Here is a 15,593-nt window from a genome sequence, read left to right on the forward strand (position 1 = left end):
TCAGCCGAGTTTGGCCAGCATCTGCTGCATCCGTTGGATCTCGATGCCCTGGTCGGCGTTGACCTCGCGGGCGAACTGGTCGCTCGCCGGCTCCAGCCCGCCGCCGCCCGCGTACAGCTGCTCCACCATGGTCAACGCGCCCTGGTGGTGGCGGATCATCGCGGTGAGGAAGAGCCGGTCGAACTCCGTACCACTAGCCTGCTTGAGCTGGTCGAACTGGGCGGCGGTCAGCATTCCCGGCATGAGCGCGTCGTGCGCCGCCCCGTCGTGCGGGCCGGCGGCCGGCACGTTGCGCTCGGCCAGCCAGGTGCGCATCCGGGCGATCTCGTCGCCCTGCGACACCTCGATCCGCTTGGCCAGCAGCGTCACGTCCGGGCTGGTGGTCCGTCCGGCCAGCAGCGCGGTCATCGCCAGCGCCTGCGTGTGGTGCGGGATCATGCCCTGGACGAACCGGCTGTCGGCTGCGGTGAACCCGGGCGGCGAGACCTGCGCCAGGTCGGTGCCGGACAGTTGCCGACCCGGCTGGCCGGGTGCGCCCGGCTGCACCACGCGTGATGTCGGCGGCTGGTAGGCCGGGTCGTCCCGGCCCACCCAGAGGGCCACTCCCACCACCGCGCCGAGGACGACCGTGGCGACCACACCGGAAACGACCACGCGACGGGGCAGCGGCACGATTCACCTACCAGTCTGGGCTTGAGCTGCGCAGAGTCCCTGGGAATAGTGCCTCAATCCCGGCACCCCCACCAGCCCACGAATCGGTGGAATCGGGCCCATCCGTAGCCACTTTCGCTCACTCATCGAAAAGTTTCCCCGAATCGATCCAAAGTGCTAGTGTCTGCGATCAATCTTTGATGTGACGCGTTCCATACCGACCCGCCATCGGGAGAAAGTGGCGCGGTCCCTCCCCGGCCGGGCCCACCACCACTGGAGGAACCATGACCGCCCCGCACCGGCGTCGCTGGCGTCGCAGACCCGTGCTCGTGGCCGCCGGCACCGCCCTGGCCACCGTGCTCGCCACCGCCTCCGTCACCCCGGCCACCGCCGCACCCACCGCCGACCTCCCGCCCCAGGAACCCGGCGTCACCCTGCGCTCGTACGACATGGGCACCCCGCTGTCCGCGCTGTGCACCCTCAAGCCCGCGCAGACGCCCAACGTCGACAAGCTGATGCCGCAGGTCAACTGGACCAGCACGGATGACTTCGGGCTCGCCGACCGGTTCATCAGCCACGTCACCGCCAACCTCGCCGCGCCCGTGGACGGCACCTACGCCTTCCGCCTCACCAGTGACGACGGCTCCCGGCTGACCATCGGCGACGCGGTCGTCGTCGACCACGACGGGCTGCACGGCGAGACCGCCAAGGACGGCACGGTCACCCTCACCGCCGGCCGGCACCCGCTGCGCATCGAGCACTTCGACGACGGCGGCGGCCAGGTGCTGCGGCTGGAATGGCGTCCACCGGGCAACGCCGACTTCACCCTCGTCCCGAACTCCGCGCTGAGCACCGAGGCCGGGGTGGTCCGGGTGACCGCGCCGGGCTGGAAGTACTGCGAGGGGGCGACCGACTCGGCCGGCGACGGTCTGCCGCTCGACCGGGTGCACCCCGGCTACACCCTCACCGACCTGCGCCCCGACGGGTTCCGGCCGCAGGTCACCGGGATGGCGTTCCGCCCCGACGGCGCGCTGGTCCTGAGCACCTGGGGCGGCACCGACAACGCCACCGGCGAGATCTGGGTGGCCGAGGGCGCTACCGGCGCGACCAGCCCCGACCAGGTGACCTACCACCGGTTCGCCGACGGGCTGCGCGAGCCGCAGGGCGTCGCCGTGGTCGACGGCACCGTCTACGTCAGCCAGAAGCACGAGCTGACCGCGCTGCGCGACACCGACGGCGACGGCGACGCCGACGACCGCCGTACGGTCGCCACCTGGCCGTGGGGCGGCAACTTCCACGAGTTCGCCTTCGGCCTGCTCTACCGGGACGGGTTCTTCCACCTCAACCTGTCCGTCGCGATCAACCAGGGCGGCGCCACCACAGTGCCGCAGCCCGCCGCGAACCGGGGCACCTCGATCAAGGTCAACGCCCGGACCGGCAAGATCACCTATGTGGCCGGTGGGCTGCGCACCCCGAACGGGATTGGCTGGGGGCCGCGCGACGAGGTCCTCGTCACCGACAACCAGGGTGGCTGGCTGCCCGCGTCCAAGCTGGTCCAGATCCAGCAGGGGGCGTTCTTCAACCACTACACCAGCCCCGACGGGCCGTACGACGACAAGCCGGTGACCCGACCGATCGTCTGGCTCCCGCAGAACGAGATCGGCAACTCCCCGTCCACTCCGGTGCTGCTCGCGCAGGGGCCGTACGCCGGGCAGCTCGTCGTCGGCGACGTCACCTACGGCGGCCTGCAACGGGTCTACCTCGACGAGGTCGAGGGGCAGTACCAGGGGGCGGTGTTCCGGCACACGCAGGGCCTGGAGGCCGGCGTCAACGAGGTCACCCTCGGCCCCGACGGCGCGGTCTACGTGGGCGGCGTGGGGGCCGGCGGCAACTGGGGCCAGGAGGGCAAGCTGACCTACGGCATGCAGAAGCTCACCCCCAACGGCACCTCGACCTTCGAGGTCAAGCAGATGCGGGCCACCGCCAACGGGTTCGACCTGGAATACACCGAGCCGATCTCGGCCGAGACCGCCGCGCGGCTCGCCGGGGCGTACCAGGTGACGCAGTGGCGCTACGGGGCGACCAGCCAGTACGGCGGGCCCAAGCTCGACCTGGAGACACTCACCGTGACCCGGGCGGTGCTGGCGGCCAACGGGCGCACCGTCCGGCTGCGTATCCCGGGCCTGAAGGAGAACCGGGTGGTGCACGTCCGCTCCCCGCGCCCGTTCTCCGCCGCCGACGGCGAGCAGTTGTGGAACACCGAGGCCTGGTACACGCTCAACGAGATCCCCGGCCGGGTGTCCCAGCCGCAGACCTTCTTCGAGGCCGAGGAGGGTCGCACCGTCGGGGTCGGGATGGCCACCGACCACGCCGCCTACTCCGGTGCCGGCTTCGCCGCCGGGTTCGCCGACGACGGCGCGTCGACCCGGATCTCCGTCGACGTCCCCGAGGCCGACAACCACGACCTGGCGATGCGCTACAGCAACGGCCCGAACCCGTTCTCCGGCCCGAAACAGCTCAGCCTGTACGTCAACGGCAAGCGGATCGAACAGACGGTCTTCCCGTCCACCGTCACCTGGGAGGAGTGGGGCACCGTCACCAGCAGGGCACACCTGCGGCGGGGACGCAACATCGTCGAGTACCGCAAGGAGAGCGCCGACTCCGGGCACGTCAACCTCGACGTGCTCGCCGTCCGGCCACGCGGCGAACGGATCACCCTGTTCGACGGCGGCGACCTCACCGAGTGGCAGCACACCGACGGGCGCGAGCCGGAGTGGACGCTCGCCGGCAACACCATGACCGTACGCGGCGGTGACCTGCGCACCGTGCAGGCGTTCGGCGACTTCCGGCTGCACGTGGAGTTCAACCTGCCGCTCTACCCACCGGAGGTGACCGGGCAGCAGCGCGCCAACAGCGGGGTCTACCTCCAGGACCGCTACGAGATCCAGGTGCTCGACTCGTTCGGCGTCGACCCGCCGCAGAACAACGACTCCGCCGCCATCTACACCCAGAAGGCGCCCGACGTGAACGCGGCCCGACCGCCCCAGACCTGGCAGACGTACGACATCGAGTACCGGCAGGCCCGCTACGACGCGGCCGGCGTCAAGGTGGCGAACCCCCGGGTGACCGTGGTGTGGAACGGCGTCACCGTGCACGACGACGTGGAGATCCTCGGCCCGACCGGCGGCAGCCGGCCGGAGGGCCCGGCGGCCGGCGCGATCCGGCTCCAGGACCACGGCAACCCGGTCCAGTACCGCAACATCTGGATCAAGCCGCTCGACGGGTGACCCGGTAGGAGACGCGGCCGGGACCGTTTCGACGGCCCCGGCCGCGCCGCGTCGCGGGCTGGCCTGATCGGCACCTCCTTCAGGCGCGGATCCGCCCCGGCACCGAACTCCGCGCGAGCCTGGATAGAGTTACGTCAATGACGTCGCTGGAGTGGTCACCCGCCCCCGTCGGCATCGACGCCAGCCGCTGGGTGAGCCGGTCGGGTTGCCGGCCGACGCTCGTCGTGGCCCACACCATCGCGAGCTGCCAACGCTTGCTGGACGTCATCGGGTACGTCGAGGGCGACCCCCGCGTGCAGGTGGTCTTCACCGTGGCGCCGGACGTCTTCAACCATCAGGTGGCACGGTTCCTCGACCGGCTCGGCGCGCTCGTCCTGCCCTGGTACCAGGCCGTCCGGGAGCACTTCGACCTCGGCATCGCCGCCGCCCACGGCGGGCTGCACCAACTGCACGCGCCGCTCCTGCTGCTGGCCCACGGGGCCGGACGGAGCAAGCGGGTGCGACCCGGTCCGTCCGACGCGCCGGTGCTCGCAGACCCACCGGTGTACGGTCTCGACGCCCAACGGCTGACCCATGACGGGCGCGTGCTCCCGACAGCCCTCGCCCTCTCCCACGACCGTGAGTTGGAGGTGCTGCGTCGGCAGTGCCCGGAGGCGGTCGAGGCGGCTGTGGTCGTCGGCGACCCCTGCGTCGACCGGCTCGTCGCCAGCCTTCCCCGCCGCCCGGACTACCGGCGGGCCATGGGGTTGGGCGAGCATCAGCAACTCGTCGTGGTCTCCTCCACCTGGGGCAGGGACGGTGCCTTCGGCCGCTGGCCGGACCTGCTTCCACAGTTGATGAAACAGCTCCCGGCGGACCGGTACCGGGTGGCCGCGCTGCTGCACCCCGCGATCTGGGACGGACACGGGCACCGCCAGATCCGCGCCTGGCTCCGGGGCTGCCTCGACGCCGGGTTGCTGCTGCCCGATCCGACCGAGGACTGGCGTGGCCCGGTGGTTGCCGCCGACCACGTCGTCGGCGACCACGGCTCCGTCACGGCCTACGCCGCCGCCATCGGACGCCGGACCCTGCTGCTCCCCGCCCAGGGACCGGTACCGGCCACCGGTACGGCCCAGCACCTGCTCGCCACCCACGCACCCCGCCTGGACCCCCGACAGCCGCTGATCTCCCAACTCGCCCTGACCGGCGAGGTCGACCCCGAGACGGTGATGGCTGCGTTGACCGCCCGCCCGGGCAATGCCGGCGTGCTGCTGCGGCGCACCATGTACCGCCTGCTCCGGCTTGCCGAGCCCGACCAGCGGCAGCAGACCGACCCCGTCCCCATGCCCCGCCCCCACCACTGGGCGACGGAACGTGGTCTCGCCGGCTGAGCGGTGCGCATCCTCGTGACCAGGGCTCCCGGGCACCTGGCGACGCTCACCCTGGGGTCGTCGCCCTCACGGTCCGCTGGTCGTGCGCTCGCGCAGGTGGGACAGCGGTGCGTGCGGTGGACGCCACTCCAGCAGCAGCGCCGTCGCGTCGTCGTCGAGCTGCCCCTCCTGGTAGGCGACCACCGCGCGCACCAGCCGGCGCATCGTCTCCGGGGTAGCCAACTTGTCGTTGAGGGCACGGTTGACGAAGTCGACGAGACGCGTCAACCCGAACCGTTCCCCGTCGACGCCCCGCGCGTCGGTGATGCCGTCGGTGTAGGCGAGGATGCGGTCCCCGGGGTGCAGCTCCTCCTCGTACACCTCGGGGCGCTGGGTCGCCAGGTGGCCCAGGCCGAGCGGGAGCGCGGTCGGGCCCGGCAACTCACGGATCGCCTTGCCGTCGCGCAGCAGCAGCGCGCCCGGGTGGCCGGCGTTGATCACCCGGAGCCGGCCGGTGCTCCGCTCCAACTCGACCAGCAGCGCCGTGGCGAACATGTGCGGGTGCTCGGAGCGCACCCACCTGTCGATGCTGGTCGCCGTGTCGACCAGGTCTAGGCCACAGCGGCGCGCGTTGCGGTAGGCGCTGACCACCAGGGAGGCCAGGGTGCTCGCCTTGATGCCGTGTCCGCAGGTGTCGAACAGCCCGACGCTGAGCACGTCACCGTTGAGCGCGTAGTCGAAGATGTCCCCGCCGACGTCGTAGCACGGTTCGAGGATGGTGGTGAGCAGCATGTCGTCGGTGGCGAAGGTCAGCGGGGGCAGCAGGCCCCAGACGATCTCGGCGGCGACCTGCATCGGCAGCCGACGCCGCAGCCGCTCCACCACGTCGCCGTACGGTCGGCGGTTCACCACGAGTTGCGCGACGCAGGTCGCCAACTCCCAGGCCGGCTCGTTCATCGCCGGGTCCCCGGCGGCCGGCGAGACGATCTCCAGCACGCCCATCCGTTCGCACCCGACGAGCAGCGGCACCCAGATCCGGTCCGCGCTGTCGGCCGCGTGCTGCACGTCGAGGCCGGTGAACGCCCGACCGGCGAGGGTCGTCTCGATCGCCAGCTCACCCCGGTCGAGACCGGCACCGAGCAACGGTACGAGGCTGGCCTGCTGGTAGTCCGCCAGGTAGATCACGATCTCGGTGGCGTCCATGGCCGGCGCGGCCCGGTTCACCAGCAGGGGCAGATCGTCCGGCCCGCCGCGGGGTGCGGCGAGCTGGAGCCACCGCACCGCGTCACCCGCGTCGGCCAACCTGAACCTCCCCCATCTTGTCCTCCACACCGTAGGAGGCACACGGCAAACCGCCAACACCTGATTCGGGCAGCACGGCGGGCAGGGAGAATGACCGTGGCGGACATCTCGGGTCCGCGCCAACGAAGGAGGCAGGGTCGTGGTCGTCGCGGGACTCGTCCTGGCCGGCATCGCCGGCCTCATCCATGTCTACATCTTCTACCTGGAGTCGGTCGTCTGGACCACCGCCCGCGCCCGCGCGGTCTTCGGCACCAGCCGCGAGGAGGCGGAGGCGACCCGGCAACTCGCCTTCAACCAGGGTTTCTACAACCTCTTCCTGGCCGTCGCGATCGTCGTCGGCATCGTCGCCTACGCCGTCGGCGCGCACACCGTCGGCGCGACCCTGGTCTTCGTCGGCGCCGGGTCGATGGTCGCCGCCGGGCTGGTGCTGCTGATCTCGGCACCCGACAAGGCCAGTGCCGCGCTCAAGCAGCTCGTCCCCCCGCTCCTCGCCGTCGCCGCCCTGGCGATCGGGCTCAGCCTCGGGTAGCGGAGGCGGGACAGCGACGCCCGGTGACGGAGGCGGCCGTGAACCGACGAGAACCGCCAGCCCGGTGACCGTCGGGGCACGGCCTGAGGCGGTCAGGGGCGGTAGCGGTAGCCCATGCCCGGCTCGGTGATCAGGTGCCGGGGCCGGGCCGGGTCGTCCTCCAGCTTGCGTCGCAGCTGCGCCAGGTACTGCCGCAGGTAGTTGGTCTCCTGCTGGTACTCCGGCCCCCACACCTCGTGCAGGAGCTGACGTTGGCTGATCAGCTTGCCGGGGTGGCGCAGCAGCCGTTCCAGCACCGCCCACTGGGTGGGGGTGAGCCGGACCTCGGTGCCGTCGTCGCGGGTGACGGTGCGGGTGGCGAGGTCGACGGTGTGCCGACCCACCTGGGCGGTGGCCGTCGCGTCGACGGGTGAGGAGGCGAGGCGGCGGGTGACGGCGCGGATCCGGGCGAGGAGTTCGTCGACCCCGAACGGCTTGGTGACGTAGTCGTCGGCACCGGCGTCGAGGGCGGCTACCTTGTCCGCGCTGCCGGCCCGCCCGGACAGCACGATGATCGGGATGGTGGTCCAGCCGCGCAGGCCCCGGATGACCTCCACGCCGTCGAGGTCGGGCAGGCCCAGGTCGAGCACCACCAGGTCCGGCGGGTGGGCGGCGGCGGCCTTCAGCGCGGCCGTGCCGGTCCCGGCGACCTCGACGTCGTACCCCCGGGCGCGCAGGTTGATCCGCAGCGCGCGGAGGATCTGCGGTTCGTCGTCGACGACCAGGATGCGGGTCACCGGTCCGGCCTCTCGTCGGCGGCGGGCAGCCGCAACACCATGGTCAGCCCCCCACCGGGGGTGGTCTCCGGGGTGATGCTGCCACCCATCGCCTCGGCCAGCCCCCGCGACAGGGCCAGCCCCAACCCCACCCCGGTCTGGTTGTCCCGGTCGCCGAGCCGCTGGAACGGCAGGAAGACGTGCTCCCAACGGTCCTCGGGGATGCCGGGGCCAGTGTCGATGACCCGCAGCTCCACCTGCCCGGCGTGGCTGCTGGCGGTGAGCGTGGGCGGCTGCCCGGCCGGGCTGTGCCGCAGGGCGTTCGCGACGATGTTGACCAGCACCCGTTCCAGCAGGCCCGGGTCGGCGTCGACCGCCGGCAGGTCGGCGGGAATGTCGGTCCGTACGTCGGCGGCGGCCGGCCCCAGCTCGTCCAGGGCCAGCGGTACGGCGTCCTCCAGCCCGATCGCGGTGCGGGTGACACCCAGCGCGCCGGCCTGCAACCGGCTCATGTCGAGCAGGTTCGCCACCAGCCGGCCGAGCCGGTCCAGGGACTCGTCGGCGGTGGCGAGCAACTCGGCCCGGTCCTCGGGGTCGAAGTCGACGTCGGGGCTGCGCAGGCTGCTCACCGCGGCCTTCGCCGACGCCAGCGGGGTACGCAGGTCGTGGCTGACGGCGGCGAGCAGCGCGGTGCGTAACCGGTCGGCCTCGGCGAGCGGCCGGGCGGTGGCGGCTTCCTCGGCGAGTCGTTCCTGGCGCAGCGCGACGGCGGCCTGCGCGGCGAACGCCTCGACGATGCGCCGGTCGGCGGCCTCCAGCCGACGGCCGCTGAGCACCACGGTCAGCCGGTCGTCGACCGGCACCGTGGTCTCCCCCGCGCCAGGGCTGCCCGCCGGGTCCACCCCGACGCTGGCGACCCGACGCCAGGCCCCCTCCTCGTGGGCCCGGCCGGGCCGCCCCCGCGCGTCGGGGACGAGTTCCAGGACGCTGACCGCGCGCAGCCCGAAGGTCTCCCGCAGCCGGTCGAGCAGCGCCGGCAGCGGCCGTTCACCGCTCAGCACGCCACCGGCGACGGTGGCCAGGGTCTGCGCGTCGGCGGCGGCCCGGGCCGCTTCCCGGGTACGCCGGGCCGCCACGTCCACCACCCAGCTCACCGCGACCGCCACCCCGACGAAGACGCCCAGCGCGAGGAGATTGTCCGCCTCGGCGATGGTCAGCGTGCGGTACGGCGGGGTGAAGAACCAGTTCAGCAGCAGCGATCCGCCGAGCGCGGCGACCAGTGCCGGCCAGAGCCCACCGACCAGCGCCACTCCGACCACCCCGGCCAGGAAGATCAGGATGTCGTTGGTCAGGGTGAGGTCCGGCAACACCGACAGCAGCAGGGTGAGCAGCGGCAGGCCCAGCCCGGCGAGGGCGAACCCGAGCAGCCGACGCCGTCGGGACAGCGCGGCCGGCATCCCGGCCCCGCGCCGGCCCCGCCCGGCCTGCGGGTGGGTGACCAGGTGCACGTCGATCGCCCCGGAGCGGGCCGTGGTGGTGACGCCGACGCCCCGGGCGATCAGCTGGGCGAACCGGCCGCGCCGGCTCGCGCCGAGCACCAGTTGGGTGGCGTTGACCCCCCGGGCGAAGTCGAGCAGGGCGGCCGGGACGTCCCCGCCGAGCACCTGGTGGTAGCTGCCGCCGAGGCTCTCCACCAGGACCCGCTGCCGGGCGAGCTGGGCCGGGTCCGCCCCGGCCAGCCCGTCGTCGCGGGCCACGTGCACGGCGAGCAGGTCGGCCCCCTTGCTGCGGGCGGCGATCCGGGCCGCCCGGCGGATCAGGGTGTCCCCCTCCGGGCCGCCGGTGAGGGCGACGACGACCCGTTCCCGGGCCTCCCAGGTGGCGGAGATGCCCTCCTGGGCCCGGTACCGGTCGAGCTGGTCGTCGACCTTGTCGGCCAGCCAGAGCAGGGCCAGCTCACGCAGCGCGGTGAGGTTGCCGACCCGGAAGTAGTTGCCCAGCGCCGCGTCGATCCGGTCGGGCCGGTAGATGTTGCCGTGCGCCATCCGCCGGCGCAGCGCCTCCGGGGTCATGTCGACCAGTTCGACCTGTTCGGCGGCGCGGACCACGGCGTCCGGGACGGTCTCCCGCTGGGTGGTGCCGGTGATGCGGGCGACCACGTCGTTGAGTGACTCCAGGTGCTGGACGTTGACCGTCGACAGCACCGAGATGCCCGCGTCGAGCAGTTCCTGGACGTCCTGCCAGCGCTTGCCGTGCCGGGAGCCGGGCACGTTGGTGTGCGCCAACTCGTCGACCACGACCAGCTCCGGGCGGCGGGCCAGCACGGCGTCGAGGTCCAGCTCGGTGAACTCGGCGTCCCGGTAGCGCAGCGTGCGCCGGGGCAGCACCGCCAGGTCGCCGATCATCGCGGCGGTGTGCGGCCGGCCGTGCGTCTCCACCAGGCCGACCAGCACGTCGGCGCCCCGCTCGGCCCGCCGCCGGGCCTCCTCCAACATGGCGTACGTCTTGCCGACGCCGGGGGCGGCACCCAGGTAGATGCGCAGTTCACCTCGTGGCACAGGACCATCCTCTCGCTGTGCGTACCGCCCCGGGGCGCGACCGCCGGGCCGGCACCCCGGGCAGGGGTGCCGGCGTCGGGGCTCAGCGGGCGGGCAGGCTCCGGTCGAGGGCCAGGTTGAGGGCCAGCACGTTCACCGCGGGGGCACCCATGAAGCCGAGCGTCCGGCCGGTGGTGTGCTCGGCGACCAGCCGCCGGACCACCGCCGGGTCCGCGCCGCGCTCCCGCGCCACCCGGGCCACCTGGATCCCGGCGTACGCGGGGCTGATGTGTGGGTCGAGGCCGCTGCCGCCGGCGGTGACCGCGTCGGCGGGGACGGCGGGGTGTGCCGGCGCGTCCCCCCGGACCGGGGTGATCAGCCCACCGGCGGCCCGGTAGTCCTCCCCGGGTTGCGCCAGCTCCACCGGCACCCCCTGCCAGGAGGTGACGAACGGGGTGGCCGGGGCGGTCTGGTTGACGCTGACCACCCGGGTGATCCGGCCGGTCAGCCCGTCGGCGCGGAACACCGCCAGCACCGCCCCCACCCCGTCGGGCGTGCAGTACGGCCGCCGCCCGTCGACGCCGTCGAGCAGGCCGACCGCCCGGCTGCGGGCGCAGACCTGGCTGAGCAGGCTCCGGGTCGAGTCCTGCGGGTCGACGGCGAGGGTGTCCAGCACGCTCTCCGGGCCGAGGTTCGAGGCGCCGGAGGCGGTCGGGTCGTAGCCGTCGCCGGCCCCCGACGGGCGGGACTGGAAGTAGCGCGGGACGGGGTCGCCGTCGGCGTCGGTGAAGGACTGCCCGATCAGGGTGCTGCCGACGGTCCGGCCGTCCACGGTCAGCAGCGAACCGTCGGTCTTCGCGTCGAGGCCGGGGAGCCGGCCGACGGCGACCAGGGTCAGCGGGTAGGCCACCCCGAGCAGCACGGTGAACACGAGCAGGGCGCGCAACGCGGCGAGGTGGGCGGCGAGCCAGGCGGGTGGGCGCATCACGAGACTCCCGGAACGAACTGGATGAGCAGGTCGATGATTTTGATGCCGACGAACGGCGCGACGATGCCGCCGAGGCCGTAGACCAGCAGGTTGCGGCCGAGCAGCCGGGACGCGGCGGCCGGCCGGTAACGCACCCCGCGCAGCGCCAACGGTACGAGCGCGATGATCACCAGGGCGTTGAAGATCACCGCCGCGAGGATCGCCGACTCGGGGCTGCCCAGCCGCATCACGTTGAGCCGGTCCAGGCCCGGGTAGATGCCGGCGAACATGGCCGGGATGATCGCGAAGTACTTCGCCACGTCGTTGGCGATGCTGAAGGTGGTCAACGCGCCCCGGGTGATCAGCAACTGCTTGCCGATCTCCACGATCTCGATCAGCTTGGTCGGGTCGGAGTCCAGGTCGACCATGTTGCCGGCCTCCTTCGCCGCCGACGTGCCGGTGTTCATCGCGACCCCGACGTCGGCCTGGGCCAGCGCCGGGGCGTCGTTGGTGCCGTCCCCGGTCATCGCGACCAGCCGGCCGCCCTCCTGTTCCCGGCGGATCAGGGCGAGCTTGTCCTCCGGGGTGGCCTCGGCGAGGACGTCGTCCACCCCGGCCTCGTCGGCGATCGCCTGCGCGGTACGCGGGTTGTCTCCGGTGACCATCACGGTCCGGATGCCCATCCGGCGCAGCTCGGCGAACCGCTCCCGCATCCCGGTCTTCACCACGTCCTTGAGGTGGATGACGCCGAGCGCGCGGGCCGGCTCCCCGGCGACGTGTTCGGCCACCACCAACGGGGTGCCGCCGAGCCCGCTGATCTCGTCGACCAGCTGACCGACCTGTTCGCCGGGGTGACCGCCGTGCTCCCGTACCCAGGTCAGCACCGCCGTCGCCGCCCCCTTACGGACCCGGCGGGCCGGCGCGTCCTCCGGCGTCAGGTCGACGCCGCTCATCCGGGTCTGCGCGGTGAACGGCACGAAGTCGGCGTACGGCAGCAGCCCCGGTTCCTCCGCGCGCAGGCCGAACTCCTGCGTCGCCAGCGCAACCACCGACCGGCCCTCCGGGGTCTCGTCGGCGAGGCTGGCCAGCTGCGCGGCGGCGGCCAGGTCGGCGGTGGTGACCCCGTCGGCCGGCAGGAACGCGACGGCCTGCCGGTTGCCCAGGGTGATCGTGCCGGTCTTGTCCAACAGCAGGGTGTCGACGTCCCCCGCCGCCTCCACCGCCCGGCCGCTCATGGCCAGCACGTTGCGCTGCACGAGCCGGTCCATGCCGGCGATGCCGATCGCCGACAGCAGCGCCCCGATGGTGGTCGGGATCAGGCAGACCAGCAGGGACACCAGCACCACCCCGGTCACCCCGTCGTCGGTGACCGCCCCGGTGTCGGGCGCGGCGGCCTGCCAACCCTTGGCGAAGATCGCCAACGGCTGGAGGGTGACCACGGCCAGCAGGAAGATCAGGGTGAGCGCGGCGAGCAGGACGTTCAGCGCGATCTCGTTCGGGGTCTTCTGCCGGTCGGCCCCCTCGACCAGGGCGATCATCCGGTCGATGAAGCTCTCCCCGGGCCGCTGGGTGATCCGCACGACGATCCGGTCCGAGAGCACCCGGGTGCCGCCGGTCACGGCGCTGCGGTCACCGCCGGACTCCCGGATCACCGGCGCGGACTCACCGGTGATCGCGGACTCGTCGACGCTGGCGATGCCCTCGACGACGTCACCGTCGCCGGGGATGGTCCCACCGGCGCTGACCAGGACGACGTCGCCCTGCCGCAGCTGCGGCGCGGGCACCGCCTCGTCGGTGTAGGTGTCGGCGCGGGCACCCGGCGACCAGCCGACCAGGCGGGTGGCGATGGTGTCCCGCTTGGCCTGCCGCAGCGAGGCGGCCTGCGCCTTGCCCCGGCCCTCGGCGACCGCCTCGGCGAGGTTGGCGAAGAGCACGGTGAGCCAGAGCCAGCCGGTGATCGCCCAACCGAACACCGACGGGTCGGTCACCGCCAGGACGGTGGTGAAGGCCGCGCCGATCTCCACGATCAGCAGCACCGGGTTGCGCCACAGGGTGCGCGGGTCGAGCTTGCGCAGCGCGTCGGGCAGGGAGCGGAGCAGCTGCCGGGGGTCCAGCAGGCCGCCACCGGCCCGGCCACCACCCGGTGCCCGGCCGTCGGGTGGGCCCACCGCCACCCGGGCCTCGGCTGGGCCGGCGGTCGGCGGCTGCTCGCCACCGGATGCCACGGACGGGACGGTCATGTCGTTCTTCCCCATGGTGGTCACCGCCCTTCGGCCAGCGGGCCGAGGGCGAGCGCGGGCAGGAAGGTCAACGCCACCAGGATCACCGTGACGCCGACGACCATCCCCACGAAGAGCGGGCGGTGGGTCGGCAGGGTGCCCTCGGAGGCGGGGGTGGGTGCCTGGCGGGCGAGCGAGCCGGCCAGCGCGAGCACCAGGATGATCGGCAGGAACCGGCCGAGCAGCATGCACAACCCGAGGGCGGTGTTCCACCACGGGGTGTTCACGGTGATCCCGGCGAACGCCGAACCGTTGTTGTTGCTCGCCGAGGTGAACGCGTAGAGCACCTCGGACAGTCCGTGCGGGCCGACGTTCAACGCGGTCGAGGCGTTGCCGGTGGCGAAGGCGGCAGCCGTGCCGATCAGCACCAGGGCCGGGGTGACCAGGAAGTACAGCGAGGCGAAGGTGATCTCGCGGGAACCGATCTTCTTACCCAGGTACTCCGGGGTCCGGCCGACCATCAGACCGGCGACGAACACCGTGATCACCGCGAGGACCAGCAGCCCGTACAGGCCCGCGCCGACGCCGCCGGGGGCGACCTCGCCCAGCATCATGTAGCCCAGCGTCATCATCCCGCCCAGCGCGGTGTACGAGTCGTGGGCGGAGTTCACCGCGCCGGTCGAGGTCAGTGTGGTGACCGCGCCGAAGGTCGCCGAGTTCGACACGTCGAAACGGACCTCCTTGCCCTCCAGCGCCGCACCGACCGCCTGCGGCACGGTGCCGTGCCCGGCCAGCTCGAACACGTTGGTGAGGGTGACGCTGCCGAGCGCCAGGACGGCCATCACCGCGACGATCGCGTAGCCCTGCCGGTGCTGGCCGACCATCCGGCCGAAGACCCGGGGCAGGCTGAACGGGATCAGCAGGATCAGGAACAGCTCGACCCAGTTCGTCCAGGCCGTCGGGTTCTCGAACGGGTGGGCGCTGTTGGCGTTGTAGAAGCCACCGCCGTTGGTGCCCAACTCCTTGATCACCTCCTGGCCGGCCACCGGACCACCGGGGATGCTCTGCCCGCCGCCGGTCAGGGTGGTCACGTCGGTGCCGGCGGAGAGGTTCTGCACCACCCCGCCGAGCATCAGCACGACCGCGCCGAGCACCGCCACCGGCAGCAGCACCCGCAGCGTGATCCGGACCAGGTCCACCCAGAAGTTGCCCAGCTCGCCGGTACGGCTGCGGGCGAACCCCCGGACCAGGGCCACCGCCACCGCGATGCCCACCGCGGCGGACAGGAAGTTCTGCACCGCCAGCCCGGCCATCTGCACCAGGTGACCCATGGTCGACTCACCCGCGTACCACTGCCAGTTCGTGTTGGTCACGAACGACACGGCGGTGTTCCAGGCACCGTGCGGGACGACCGGGTCGAAGCCCAGCGACAGCCACAGGTGGTCCTGCCACCGCTGGAAGGCGTAGAGGAACAGCACCGAGACGGCGGAGAAGGCCAGCACGCTGCGGGCGTAGACGCCCCACGACTGCTCGGCGGCCGGGTTCACTCCGACCAGCCGGAACACCCCGCGCTCCACCCGGGACTGTCGGGTGCCGGCGACCACCCGGTACAGGTGGTCGCCGACCGGGCGGTACGCGACGACCAGCGCCACCACCAGGGACAGGATGAAGATGACGCCCGCTGTGGTCGTGGTCATCAGAAGCGCTCCGGGAACAGCAGCGCGACGACCATGAACACACCCAGGCCGATCGCCAGCACCAGGCCGACGGCGTTGACGGCGTTCACCGCTTCTCCACGCCCCTCACCACGAGGGCGAGCGCCGCGAACAGCACCACCGTCACCAGTACGAACACCACGTCAGACACGCGGACTCCCTCAACCGGACCCGAACGCCGTGACCGCCTTCCGGCCACGCCGGGCAATCACAACGCGCTCTGATCCGATCGGGCAGGGTCCATAACGCGACCTAGACGGGCAGCCGCGGTTTCTTGACGTG

Annotated in this window: 11 protein-coding genes; 3 read left to right on the forward strand and 8 right to left on the reverse strand. The window is 72.5% G+C overall.

The annotated features are described in order from the left end of the window. Nucleotides 1-672, reverse strand: a complete 672-nt coding sequence (locus AB0K25_RS14995) for a DUF305 domain-containing protein (RefSeq protein ID WP_219466287.1) — start codon at nucleotides 670-672, stop codon at nucleotides 1-3. A gap of 263 nt (nucleotides 673-935) precedes the next feature. On the opposite strand from AB0K25_RS14995, the gene AB0K25_RS15000 reads away from it, so the two are divergent. Both AB0K25_RS15000 and AB0K25_RS15005 read left to right on the forward strand, forming a co-directional pair. Beyond that, the gene (locus AB0K25_RS15000; RefSeq protein ID WP_363820572.1) at nucleotides 936-3,938 is read left to right on the forward strand and encodes a family 16 glycoside hydrolase; all 3,003 of its coding nucleotides are present in this window, start codon (nucleotides 936-938) and stop codon (nucleotides 3,936-3,938) included. A 137-nt stretch (nucleotides 3,939-4,075) separates the two neighbouring features. Further along, nucleotides 4,076-5,308: a hypothetical protein gene (locus tag AB0K25_RS15005; protein ID WP_363820575.1), complete on the forward strand. Its 1,233-nt coding sequence runs from the start codon at nucleotides 4,076-4,078 to the stop codon at nucleotides 5,306-5,308. Between the two features lie 66 nt (nucleotides 5,309-5,374). Here AB0K25_RS15005 and AB0K25_RS15010 read toward each other — a convergent pair whose 3' ends face one another. Next, nucleotides 5,375-6,589 carry a PP2C family protein-serine/threonine phosphatase gene (locus AB0K25_RS15010; RefSeq protein WP_255597845.1) on the reverse strand — a complete coding sequence of 405 codons (1,215 nt, stop codon included), beginning with the start codon at nucleotides 6,587-6,589 and terminating at the stop codon, nucleotides 5,375-5,377. Nucleotides 6,590-6,728: 139 nt separating this feature from the next. Here AB0K25_RS15010 and AB0K25_RS15015 point away from each other — a divergent pair, with 139 nt between their 5' ends. Continuing rightward, a complete protein-coding gene (locus AB0K25_RS15015; RefSeq protein WP_219466280.1) occupies nucleotides 6,729-7,118 on the forward strand; it encodes a DUF1304 domain-containing protein in 390 nt (129 codons plus the stop codon). 92 nt (nucleotides 7,119-7,210) lie between these two features. On the opposite strand, the gene AB0K25_RS15020 is transcribed toward AB0K25_RS15015, so the two are convergent. The 6 genes from AB0K25_RS15020 to kdpF all read right to left on the reverse strand — a co-directional run bounded on the left by AB0K25_RS15020 (nucleotide 7,211) and on the right by kdpF (nucleotide 15,382). After that, nucleotides 7,211-7,894 carry a response regulator gene (locus tag AB0K25_RS15020; protein WP_363820578.1) on the reverse strand — a complete coding sequence of 228 codons (684 nt, stop codon included), beginning with the start codon at nucleotides 7,892-7,894 and terminating at the stop codon, nucleotides 7,211-7,213. Beyond that, nucleotides 7,891-10,431: a DUF4118 domain-containing protein gene (locus tag AB0K25_RS15025; RefSeq protein WP_357533200.1), complete on the reverse strand. Its 2,541-nt coding sequence runs from the start codon at nucleotides 10,429-10,431 to the stop codon at nucleotides 7,891-7,893. Before AB0K25_RS15025 ends, AB0K25_RS15020 begins: the two co-directional genes overlap by 4 nt. 82 nt (nucleotides 10,432-10,513) lie before the next feature. After that, the gene (locus AB0K25_RS15030) at nucleotides 10,514-11,395 is read right to left on the reverse strand and encodes a potassium-transporting ATPase subunit C (RefSeq protein WP_363820580.1); all 882 of its coding nucleotides are present in this window, start codon (nucleotides 11,393-11,395) and stop codon (nucleotides 10,514-10,516) included. Continuing rightward, the gene (gene kdpB / locus AB0K25_RS15035) at nucleotides 11,395-13,617 is read right to left on the reverse strand and encodes a potassium-transporting ATPase subunit KdpB (RefSeq protein ID WP_357533198.1); all 2,223 of its coding nucleotides are present in this window, start codon (nucleotides 13,615-13,617) and stop codon (nucleotides 11,395-11,397) included. The genes AB0K25_RS15030 and kdpB overlap by 1 nt, the downstream gene beginning before the upstream one ends. A gap of 20 nt (nucleotides 13,618-13,637) precedes the next feature. Next, nucleotides 13,638-15,293: a potassium-transporting ATPase subunit KdpA gene (gene kdpA / locus AB0K25_RS15040; protein WP_363820583.1), complete on the reverse strand. Its 1,656-nt coding sequence runs from the start codon at nucleotides 15,291-15,293 to the stop codon at nucleotides 13,638-13,640. Further along, nucleotides 15,293-15,382 (reverse strand): K(+)-transporting ATPase subunit F, encoded by a 90-nt coding sequence (kdpF, locus tag AB0K25_RS15045; RefSeq protein ID WP_067312053.1) that lies wholly within the window; start codon nucleotides 15,380-15,382, stop codon nucleotides 15,293-15,295. Before kdpF ends, kdpA begins: the two co-directional genes overlap by 1 nt. Between the last annotated feature and the right edge of the window lie 211 nt (nucleotides 15,383-15,593).

This window comes from Micromonospora sp. NPDC049257 (genome assembly GCF_040678915.1).
Taxonomy (GTDB): Bacteria; Actinomycetota; Actinomycetes; order Mycobacteriales; family Micromonosporaceae; genus Micromonospora; species Micromonospora antibiotica.